The organism is Microbacterium sp. AC026, assembly GCF_979258475.1.
The window spans coordinates 236,717-246,856 of sequence record NZ_OZ409857.1; the positions used below are offsets into that span (position 1 = coordinate 236,717).

The 10,140-nt window shown below is 67.4% G+C and carries 12 protein-coding genes; 8 read left to right on the top strand and 4 right to left on the bottom strand.

Translation table 11 applies throughout. From position 1 onward, the window contains the following. The first annotated feature begins 41 nt into the window (after positions 1-41). Positions 42-860: an MmyB family transcriptional regulator gene (locus ACZZ93_RS01250; protein WP_463510322.1), complete on the top strand. Its 819-nt coding sequence runs from the start codon at positions 42-44 to the stop codon at positions 858-860. Here the strand turns inward: ACZZ93_RS01250 and ACZZ93_RS01255 are convergent. Continuing rightward, positions 836-1,372 carry an MmyB family transcriptional regulator gene (locus ACZZ93_RS01255; protein WP_372983475.1) on the bottom strand — a complete coding sequence of 179 codons (537 nt, stop codon included), beginning with the start codon at positions 1,370-1,372 and terminating at the stop codon, positions 836-838. The two genes, ACZZ93_RS01250 and ACZZ93_RS01255, sit on opposite strands and share 25 nt — an antisense overlap. 222 nt (positions 1,373-1,594) lie before the next feature. Between ACZZ93_RS01255 and ACZZ93_RS01260 the strand changes: the two genes are divergently transcribed. Both ACZZ93_RS01260 and ACZZ93_RS01265 read left to right on the top strand, forming a co-directional pair. Further along, complete coding sequence (locus ACZZ93_RS01260) at positions 1,595-2,338, top strand: alpha/beta fold hydrolase (protein ID WP_463510323.1); 744 nt, start codon at positions 1,595-1,597, stop codon at positions 2,336-2,338. Positions 2,339-2,404: 66 nt separating this feature from the next. Next, positions 2,405-3,157 (top strand): MBL fold metallo-hydrolase, encoded by a 753-nt coding sequence (locus ACZZ93_RS01265; RefSeq protein WP_463510324.1) that lies wholly within the window; start codon positions 2,405-2,407, stop codon positions 3,155-3,157. A 24-nt stretch (positions 3,158-3,181) separates the two neighbouring features. Here the strand turns inward: ACZZ93_RS01265 and ACZZ93_RS01270 are convergent, their stop codons facing one another. From ACZZ93_RS01270 to ACZZ93_RS01280, 3 genes are all read right to left on the bottom strand, one after another. Beyond that, positions 3,182-3,748: a hypothetical protein gene (locus tag ACZZ93_RS01270; RefSeq protein WP_372983478.1), complete on the bottom strand. Its 567-nt coding sequence runs from the start codon at positions 3,746-3,748 to the stop codon at positions 3,182-3,184. A gap of 2 nt (positions 3,749-3,750) precedes the next feature. Then, entirely contained in the window at positions 3,751-4,899 is a 1,149-nt protein-coding gene (locus ACZZ93_RS01275; RefSeq protein WP_053096347.1) for a zinc-dependent alcohol dehydrogenase, read from the bottom strand. Between the two features lie 132 nt (positions 4,900-5,031). Beyond that, positions 5,032-5,913, bottom strand: coding sequence for a manganese catalase (locus tag ACZZ93_RS01280; RefSeq protein ID WP_215174776.1), 882 nt, complete (start codon positions 5,911-5,913; stop codon positions 5,032-5,034). Between the two features lie 217 nt (positions 5,914-6,130). Between ACZZ93_RS01280 and ACZZ93_RS01285 the strand changes: the two genes are divergently transcribed. The 5 genes from ACZZ93_RS01285 (at position 6,131) to ACZZ93_RS01305 (ending at position 10,134) form a co-directional block, all read left to right on the top strand. Beyond that, entirely contained in the window at positions 6,131-6,988 is an 858-nt protein-coding gene (locus tag ACZZ93_RS01285) for a sigma-70 family RNA polymerase sigma factor (protein ID WP_261987778.1), read from the top strand. A 117-nt stretch (positions 6,989-7,105) separates the two neighbouring features. Then, positions 7,106-7,930 carry a flagellin N-terminal helical domain-containing protein gene (locus ACZZ93_RS01290; RefSeq protein ID WP_053096345.1) on the top strand — a complete coding sequence of 275 codons (825 nt, stop codon included), beginning with the start codon at positions 7,106-7,108 and terminating at the stop codon, positions 7,928-7,930. 102 nt (positions 7,931-8,032) lie between these two features. After that, positions 8,033-9,394 carry a flagellar filament capping protein FliD gene (fliD, locus tag ACZZ93_RS01295; RefSeq protein WP_463510325.1) on the top strand — a complete coding sequence of 454 codons (1,362 nt, stop codon included), beginning with the start codon at positions 8,033-8,035 and terminating at the stop codon, positions 9,392-9,394. 41 nt (positions 9,395-9,435) lie between these two features. After that, positions 9,436-9,849: a flagellar export chaperone FliS gene (gene fliS, locus ACZZ93_RS01300; RefSeq protein WP_053096343.1), complete on the top strand. Its 414-nt coding sequence runs from the start codon at positions 9,436-9,438 to the stop codon at positions 9,847-9,849. 6 nt (positions 9,850-9,855) lie between these two features. Further along, positions 9,856-10,134 carry a hypothetical protein gene (locus ACZZ93_RS01305; RefSeq protein ID WP_463510326.1) on the top strand — a complete coding sequence of 93 codons (279 nt, stop codon included), beginning with the start codon at positions 9,856-9,858 and terminating at the stop codon, positions 10,132-10,134. Positions 10,135-10,140 lie beyond the last annotated feature (6 nt).

Consider the following 10,140-nt stretch of genomic DNA (forward strand, 5'->3'; position numbering starts at 1 on the left):
ACTATTTGAGCGAGAGTGCGGGATGACACCAGCGGGAGAGCATGAACGAACAGCGGACGCCGGTGTCGGAGTATCTGCGGGCTCGGCGCAATGTGCTGCAACCCGAGGACGTCGGCCTGCCCCGTACCCCGGGACGACGCGTCGTCGGGCTTCGCCGCGAAGAAGTGGCGGCACTCGCAAGGATCAGCCCGGAGTACTACGTGCGGCTCGAACGCGGCCATGACCACCAGCCGTCTGCGCAGGTGCTGCTGGCGCTCGCCCAGGCGCTGAAGCTGGACGACGCCGCCACGACGTATCTGCTGCGGTTGAACAGCGGGTGGAGTCCGTCTGCGATGGAGCGATCACCTGCCTCCCAGAAGATCCCGGAGTCCGTCACAGCGCTTCTGAAAACACTGCAGGACGTGCCCGCAGTCGTCGTCGACGGCAACCAGGACGTACTCGCTGCCAACCCCCTCGCGCAGGCTCTCCAGCCGGCTTCGATGCAGTCGGGACGGAATCTCCTCCTGGCGACTTTCAGTGCCGGCGCGCGGGACCGGGTCGGTGAGACCTGGAGGAGTCTGGCCGAAAGGCTTGTGGCGTCATTCCGTCTGCGGAGCAATCCGAACGATCCTCGTTTTCGGGAACTCCTCGCGAACCTGCTTATTCAGGATGCCGACTTTCCGGGGATCTGGGCACGGCACGAGGTCGCGGATCTCAGCTTCGACACCACCCAGCACAGGATCGAGCCGTTCGGAGTGGTGATGGTCACCTGGCAGCACTTCCAGGTGCCCGGTACTGACACCTATCTCGTGCTGTTCGCGGATCCACCGGGCTCGCCTGCCGCGGCGGCCATCCGCTACCTCGCCGAGTCGATCCGCTGAGCGGGCACCTGTCGGGTGCGTGACCACAGTTCGCGCACTGCGGCCGCCGAAGAGTCGTCGGCGGGAATCCACAGCAGCACTCTGTGGTCGCTGCCATCCGCCGATATCCGCGCCTCGTACTGCTGCCGTCCTGTCATCGGGTGGAACACGTCGATGAGCTGCGAGGCGGGGCACTCATCGAGCTCGGTCCGCGCCCACTGCTCCCTGAATTCCTGGCTGTGCGCCCCGAGCTCGCCGATCAGGTGCGCGAAGCGGGGGTCCTGTCCGAATTCGACGAGGTTCGCGCGCAGCAGGCCGGCGACCTGTCCGGCGATCTCACTCCAGCGCCCCAGCGTCTCGGCCGCTTCGGGATTCAGGAAGAATGACCGCGCGAGGTTGTTTCCGACGGTGAACGCGGCCGTCAGGGCCATCGCCAGAGGCGTCGTCGACACGACATCCAGATGACGGTTCACGACCACCGTGATCTGGGGTGATGGTGATCCGGAGTGCTCCATTGCTGTCTCGCGATCCATGACGGCCACGATACCTTCGGCCTCGGGCCCCACAGGGTCCCTCTCAAGGCCTGCCACGGGGCGTCCAGGCGTGCACAATGCCCTGCAGGCCCCGCCGAGTCAGGGGCTGCGATTATCGTGTCTTCTCATAGTCCGCCGCCAGCCAGTCGTGTCGCATGGGAAAGGTGTCGAGTGAGCCGTCATACTCCACTCGGATCCGAACGCACGCTGACCGTGCGCGGGATGCGGTTCCGCGTGATCGAGAGCCGGGCGGACGACGCGACCGAGACGATCGTGCTGATCCACGGCATCGGGATGTCTCACCGCTACTTCGCGCGACTGCACCACGTGCTCGCTCGGTCGGTTCGCGTCGTGTCCCTCGACCTGCCGGGGTTCGGTGGGCTCCCCAAGCCCGGCCACGACATCACGATCGAAGAGATGGCCGACGCCATCCGAGAGCTGGTGGTCGCAGTGAGCAGCCGCCCGGTGATTCTCGTCGGCCACTCGATGGGAGTCCAGTGGGCAGTCGAGACCGCGGTTCGCCATCCGGCGCGGATCGCCCGAGTGGTCGCGATCGGGCCGGTCGTCGACGACGCGCATCGCAGCCTCGGCGCACAGGCGCGTGCGCTGGCTGTCGACACGTTGGGGGAGACCCCGGCCACGAACGTCATCGTCTTCAGCGACTACGTGAGGTGCGGCCCGCGCTGGTATCTGCGACAGGCTGCTCACATGCTGCGTTATCCCACCGAGGATCGGGTGGGGAGTCTCACCGTGCCGCTGCTCGTCCTCCGCGGAGCGAAGGACCCGATCGCCGGTGCCGCATGGTGCGATCGCCTCGCGTCCAGCGCCCGCGACGCGGACATCGTCGCGATTCCCGGCAGACATCACGTCGTACAGCGATCTGCGCCGGATGCGGTTGCAGACAGCATTCTGGAACCGACACCGGGATGGCGGTCGGGGCGACCGTCGGAGTCGCCGCGCCGATAGTGCTCCTTCGATCAGCGCGATGTCAAGACCGTCTCCGACGAGAGTCGGGATTCGTAGCGTGGCCGCATGAATCGCACTCGATCCTTCACCGAGGTGGCACCCGGCTTCTTCTGCGTATCGGTCGCCGAGGTGAACTGCTACCTGATCAAGACAGGCGATGGACTCACGCTCGTCGACGCCGGACTGCCCGGCAGTCGACGACCGCTGCACGCGCTGCTCGAACACCTGGGCGCCCGCGAGTCGGACATCGACGCGGTCATCCTCACCCACGGGCACTTCGATCACGTAGGAGTCGCCTCGAGCATCCGCGCTCACGGGGCGACGGTGCTCGTGCATTCCGCGGACGCGCGCCTCGCCCGGCATCCGTACAGCTATCGACCCGCGAGTCCGCGGGTGCCCTATCTGCTCTCGCACCCGCGCGGCATCCCCGTGATCGCTCGGATGGCGGCGCACGGGGCGCTCGGCGTGCGCGGCGTGGACGCCCTCGGTCGGATCCACCACGGGCAGCGCGTCGACGCCCCCGGTGCGCCGACCGCGCTCTGGACTCCCGGTCACACGGCAGGGCACTGCGCCGTGTTCTTCGAGGACCAGGGGATCCTGCTCTCGGGCGACGCGCTCGTGACCCTCGATCCCTACACCGGCGAGGCAGGTCCCCAGATCATCGCGCGCGCCGCGACCGCCGACACCGCACGGGCGCTCGCCTCGCTCGACACACTCGCCGAGACGTCGGCTCAGCTCGTGCTGCCCGGACACGGCGTGCCCTGGCGCGACGGGATCGCGGCGGCGGTCGCGGAAGCCGCACGACGCGGCGCCCACTGAAGACGGGCGCCGCGCCATCCGTGCTCAGCGCGATCGACGGGCGCGCTGCACCGCTGCCGCCGTCGCCGCGACGGCGAGGATCCACGGGCCCGCGACGATGATGGGGTCGAGCCAGGCGTGCCGCAGATCGCGGCGTCCGCGTCCGAATCGAGATGCGATCGGGCGGTGGCGCGGTTCGGAGGTCACACCGGTCAGGGTCACGGGATCGTCGGGCCGGGTCGTGAGGAAGGACCTGGCGTGAGCGGTGACGGCATCGATCCGGTCGCCGAGCACGAGCAGCAGCCACCGGGTGTTCTTCGTCTCACTGAACCGGTCGTACGCGAATCGACGGATCACGCCGGAGACCCCGTGCAGCGGCTGGGCGGTGCCGAACACGGGAGGGAGCATCGAATGCTCGATCGACTTCTCCCGCCGGGGGTCTTCGTCCTGACGCTCGGGGAACGTCCACCGAGCCCCCGTGTCCGGAAGGTCATCCCGCTGGTCCCAGGTTCTGCGGTGCTCAGGGTCGAGATCGGCGCCCCACCCGGGGATCCGCTCGCGCAGCTCGTCCGCGGAGGGCGCGAGGCCCGGACGATCGGCCGTGTAAGGCATGATCACTCCTCTCCGACGACCACGAGCGGTTTGACGCAGTCGTCCAGCTTGGCGGAGAACACGTGATAGGCCTCCGCGATGTGCTCTAACGGGAACCGGTGGGTGAGAAGCTCCGACGGGCGCACATGGCCGTCCCGGATGTGTTCGAGCAGCCGTGGCCACTGGCGCTTGACCGGAGCCTGATTCGCGCGGAGGGTGAGCCCCTTGTTCACGACATCGCCCATGCGTACAGCCGAGGTGAGCGGGCCGTAGGCACCGATGACCGAGACGGTGCCGCCCTTGCGCACGGAGTCGATGGCCCAGTTGAGTGCGACGGGTGACCCGCCCTGGAGCTTCAGCTTCGCGCCGGTGACGTGCTGGACGACGCTGCCGTCCGCTTCTGCGCCCACGGCGTCGATCACGACGTCGGCCCCCAGATAGCCCGTCGCCTTCTTCAGCGCGAGCACGATATCTCGCGCCTCGGCGAGATGGATGGTCTCGGCGTGGGCGAACGTGCGCGCTTTCTCGAGTCGGTAATCGATGTGGTCGACGACGATCACGCGTCCCGCGCCGAGGAACCACGCCGAACGCGCGGCCGCCAGGCCGACTGGACCCGCGCCGAAGACGACGACCGTGTCGAGCGGAGCGATCTCGCCGAGCTGGGCACCGAAGTACCCGGTCGAGAACGCGTCGGTCAGCAGGAGGGCGTCCTCCGAACTCAGCCAGTCGGGGATGACGGACGGGCCCACGTCGGCGAACGGGACGCGCACGAACTCCGCCTGACCGCCGTCGTATCCTCCCGTGCTGTGCGAGTAGCCGTAGATCCCGCCGACCGCGGTCGCGTTCGGATTCACGTTGTGGCAGTTCGAGAAGAGCCCGCGACTGCAGAAGAAGCACGAGCCGCAGTAGATGTTGAAGGGAACCATGACCCGATCGCCGCGCTGCAACGTCTGGACCGAGGAGCCCACCTCTTCGACGACGCCGACGATCTCATGCCCGAAGGTGTGACCGATGCGCGTGTCCGGCATCATGCCGTGGAACAGGTGCAGGTCGGAACCGCAGATGGCCGCCCTCGTCACCCGGACGATCGCGTCGTTCGGGTGCTGGATGCGTGGCTCCGGTTTCTCTTCGACCCGCACCTTGTACGGGCCGCGGTAGGCCATCGCCTTCATCTCGGTGCCTCCGTCTGTCGGTGCAGTGTGGTCATGGTCGTGCGCTCCTTCGACTCGCTTATCGGGTTATCCGTCGGCTCCCCGCCGGTCGGGGTCGGCCCCCAGCGCCGACCCCGACCGGACGTCGTAGCCTCACTCCTTGTTCGTCATGTCCTGAACCGCTCCCGCCACCTTCTCGACGACGTTGGGCAGCTCCGTCGTGCCGTAGAAGCGCGAGTCGGGGTGCGTGGGCGGAGGCATCGGCGCGGTGGTCGTCGGACCCTCGTGATAGCTGAACTCGCCGTGGCCGTCAGGAGTGGGTCCGCTCGCCCAGCTGCCCTCTGCGGCGGCGGGGCCGTCGCTGAAGTTCAAGTACTGGTACGAGACGTCGCGGTGCTCCTTCGACAGCGGGAAGTTGCTCGGGACGGGAAGGGTCTCGGCGCCTTCGGCCTTGAGCTCCTCGACGGCAGCGAGCCACTGGTTCTGGTGCATGGTGTCTCTCGCGAGCAGGAAGCTCAGAAGATCCCGCACTCCGTGATCGTCGGTCATGTGGTACAGCCGGGCGACCTGCACGCGGCCCTGCATCTCGGCGTTCGCGTTGGCGGTGAAGTCGGCGAGCAGATTCCCGCTCGATGTGATGTACGAGCCCTGCCACGGGTTGCCGTTGCTGTCGACGGGTCGCGCTCCGGCGCCCGCGACGATGCCCTGCTGGACGTCGGTGCCTCCGATGATCGCGGCGACCGTCGGGTCGTCCTGGACGGCATCCTCGGTGATTCCGAGCGGCGACTTCTCGAGCAGCTGCGCGATCATGATCGCGAGCATCTCGACGTGACCCATCTCTTCGGCACCGATGCCGAAGACCAGGTCGCGGTACTTGCCGGGGATGTGCATGTTCCACGCCTGGAACTGGTACTGCATGGCGACCGTGATCTCGCCGTACTGGCCGCCCAGGACCTCCTGGAGCTTTCGGGCGTAGACGGCATCCGGGGCTTCGGGGGTGGCGGTGAACTGAAGTTCCTGACGATGGAAGAACATGGCTGCCTTTCTGGTCGGATCGTGATGGGTGCCCATGAGACCGGTTCTCGCTGCGACGGAATAAGGGCTTCACAGACCGCCGGGCGACGAGGATAATCCGCGAACCGGGTCCGGAGAACTGAGCGACTCGAGGATCGAGTTCCGCGTTTTTCCCTCATAAACGTGTTGTTCGTGCTAGCTTCACTCGTAAAACAGTTGTTCTAGCCACGGAGTCACATTGCTGAGTAGTTCTGCTGTTTCCGCTGATTCCACTCAGCCCCCGGAAGCCCCCGCTTCGCCCGAGAAACTCGCACGCGACAACATGCCGCTCGCCACCTTCCTGGCTGTGGAGAAGGCGCGGTCGGCGACGCACGTCGATCTGGACGACCTTCTCTCCGCCGCCCGCCTGGGCCTCGCCCGCGCGGCCATGTCGTATGACGCCGCGCGGGGCATTCCTTTCGGTGCGTTCGCGAGCAGCCAGATCAACTGGGCGATGCTGTCGGAGATGCGTCGCGCCGACCCCGCCGGCGAGCGAGGACGCGACAAGATCGAGCGCGTGAGAGTCGCCGCCGAGACGGTGCTCGCCCGCACCGGCCGAGCCGCGAGCACGGCGGAGCTCGCGCGGGAGTCGGGGCTCACCGCCGAGGTCGTCTCGGAGATGATGAAGCTCGACGAGATGGTGCGCACCGCGATCAGCTTCGAGGAGCACTTCGACGCCGAGACCGGCCGACAGGCGGTCGATCTCACCGACAGCGTCATCCTCCCCGAGCACGCCGTCGAGCAGTCCGAGACGCGAGCGATGATGAACCGAGTGGTCGACGCTCTGCCCACGGCGATGCAGCAGGTCGTGCGCGGCATCTATCTCGAAGACCGCATGGTGAAGGACATCGCCGAAGAGCTCGCCGTCAGTCATGCCTATGTGTCGAAGCTGCGCTCGCGTGGTCTCGAACTGATGCGCGAGGCCATGGAGGCCTGGGAGAACGGCACGACGGGTGACCGATCGACCAAGGCCAGGGCCGAGTTCTTCGAGGCGCTCTTCGGGCCCGTCCGCGCCGAGATCCGCGACCGGTCGAGCGAGCTCCTCGCTGCCGTGTGACGCGACCCGTGGAATCTTCCGGATCCGTGGTTACGCCAGCGGCCGATGTCGCGAATATCGGTTGTGCAGGCCCACGGATGGGCCCGCGTCCAGCCCCATAACCACGGAGGAATTCTCATGGGTCTTCAGATCGCAACCAACGTCGGTGCACTCAACGCGTACCGCAACCTCTCTGTCAACCAGAACGACGTCTCGAAGTCGCTCGAGAAGCTCTCGAGCGGTCTGCGCATCAACCGTGCAGCCGATGACGCCGCCGGCCTCGCCATCTCCGAGGGCCTGCGTTCGCAGGTCAACGGTCTGAACGTCGCAGCCCGCAACGCTCAGGACGGCATCTCGGTCATCCAGACCGCAGAAGGCGCGCTCACCGAGGTCCACTCGATCCTGCAGCGTGTCCGCGACCTCGCGGTCCAGGCCGGCAACGACTCGAACAACACCGAGTCGCGCGACGCCATCAAGACCGAGATCGACTCGCTGGGCGAGGAGCTCACCCGCGTCGCCGCCAGCACGAACTTCAACGGGATCAAGCTGCTCGACAGCGCGAACACCCTGACGTTCCAGGTCGGCGCAGGCTCCGAGGCCGCCGAGGACCAGATCGGCGTCACGCTGACCGACTTCTCGGGCCTGGGCGCCACGATCGGCGCTCTGACGGTCGACACCGCGGCCAACGCACTCACCTCGATCGGCGCGATCGATGACGAGATCACCGCCGTCTCGACCGCTCGTGCGGGTCTCGGTGCGGTGCAGAACCGCTTCGAGTCGACGATCAACTCGCTGCAGGTCTCGGCCGAGAACCTCGCCGCAGCGAAGAGCCGCATCGCGGACACCGACATGGCCGCCGAGATGGTCAAGTACACCGCCTCGAACATCCTGCAGCAGGCCGGCACCGCCATGCTCGCTCAGGCGAACCAGTCGGGCCAGGGCGTCCTGCAGCTTCTCCGTTGAGTCGCTGCGCCTGAGGCGCACACGGCGCCCGGGCGGAGTCACCTCCGCCCGGGCGCCTTCCTGTAGGACACCCTTGACCGCAACGCACGGAAGACGACCGGGATGAAACTCGACGGACTGGTATCAGGGCTCAAGACCGAAGAGCTCATCAAGGCGCTCATGGACGTCTCGGCGATCCCGAAGACGCTCATCACGAACAAGATCACCGACCGCAACTCGGTCATCACCAACCTGCAGTCGCTGAACAAGACGCTGCAGGAGCTCGTCGACAAGGCCAAGACCGCCGCGGGACCCAGCTCTCTGGCATCCTTCACCGCGTCCTCGTCGTCCGAGACGGTCACGATCACCGCCGGCAGCAAGGCGACCGCATTCTCGACCGCCATCGTGGTGGATGCCGTCGCCACAGCGCACTCCGTCGTCACCGCTGCCGCAGGAGGAACAGCGTGGGGCGGCACCTTCACCCTCGTGGGATCCGACGGCGAATCCGTCGAGGTCACTCCGCTGGGCACCGGTCCGCAGGACCTCGCGAAGGCGATCAACGCGTCGAAGGCCGGCGTGAGCGCGACCGTCGTGCCCGCGGGAACGGATGCCGACGGCAAGCCGCTCTCGCGCATCCAGCTCACCTCCGCCGAGACGGGCGCGGCTGGTTCCTTCACCCTGCACCGCGGAACCGCGGCGGAGGTCACCTCCGGAACCGCGGTCGATCTCGGTGCCGCCCCCGGCGCCGCACTGCTCACCCAGGGCGCGGATGCCCGCATCCGCCTCTTCGCCGGCACCGACGCCGAGCAGACCCTGAACAGCGCGAGCAACACCATCACCGTCGGAGAGGGCATCGAGGTCACGGTCACGAAGGCCAGTGCCGACCCTGTCACCGTGACCGTCGCACGCGATGCGAAGAAGCAGAGCTCGACGGCGGAGGCGTTCGTCAAGGAGATCGCCGCGCTGCTGGTGCGCATCGACAACGGCTCGAAGGCGACCATCGGCGAGGTCGGCGAGACCACGACCCTCGGCGTCTTCACCGGCGACAGCACGGTGCGAAACCTCCGCGGCGCGCTGGCGACCGCCGTGCAGCATCCGATCGACGGCATCTCGCCCTCGACGATCGGCATCACCGTCAGCGACAAGGGCGTGCTCTCGTTCGACGCCGAGAAGTTCGCTGCAGCTCTCGCAGAAGACCCAGAGGGCACGCAGGAGCTGTTCTCGGCGGTCTCGGCGCGAGTGCAGGACGTGACGACCCAGTACTCCGACAAGTACGACGGCCTCCTGACCAAGCGCATCACCGGCCAGGAGGACGAGGTCAAGACGCTCAAGACCCAGGTCGAGCGCTGGGACATCCGGCTCGAACAGCGCCGCGCCACCCTCGAACGCACGTACGCGCAGCTCGAGGTGCAGCTCTCGAAGCTGCAGTCGCAATCGTCGTGGCTGACCAGCCAGCTCGCCGGACTCACCCCGTCAGATTCCTGACCTCGTCCTCGTGACATCGCATCGCATCGGAGCACGTACTCATGGCACTCACCTCACTCGACCGGGCCAAGCAGCAGTATCTGGAGCAGCAGGTGGCCTCCGCCACGCCTGAGCGCCTTCTCGTGTTGCTCTACGACCGCCTCCTGGTCGATATCGAGCGCGCGGACGCCTGCCAGGAAGCGGGGGATTGGGCGGCTGCGGGGAATCACCTCGTGCACGCGCAGCAGATCGTCGCCGAGCTCAACGGCTCGCTCACCGATGAGTGGGACGGCTCCGCAGAGCTGCACGGCGTGTACACCTACCTCACGGGACGCCTGATCACCGCCAACATCGCTCGAGACCGCGCGGCCACCGCGGAATGCCGAGCTCTCGTCGTGCCGCTCCGCGAAGCGTGGCATGCGGCGGCTGCGGCGGTCTCGTCGACCGCGCAGACCCCCATCACGGCCCTGGCCTGAGCGACCGTGCCCGACACTCTCTCGGCCTGGCTGACGGTGCTCGACCAGTTCGAGCGCGCCCTCGACGCCGCCGACGAGCACCTCGACGAGCAGTCCTTCGAGGCGCCGGACGGCCCCGTCCCCGAGGAGCTGCGCGAGCGTGCCGAAGCCGTGCTCGCGCGGCAGCAGCTCATGATCGGCGCACTCGTCACATCGCGCGCCAATGTGGCTCGCGAGATCGCCGCACTGCGGCGCGTGCCGACCTCCACCCAGAATGTGCCGGCATACCTCGACGTCGAGGGTTGAGCACAG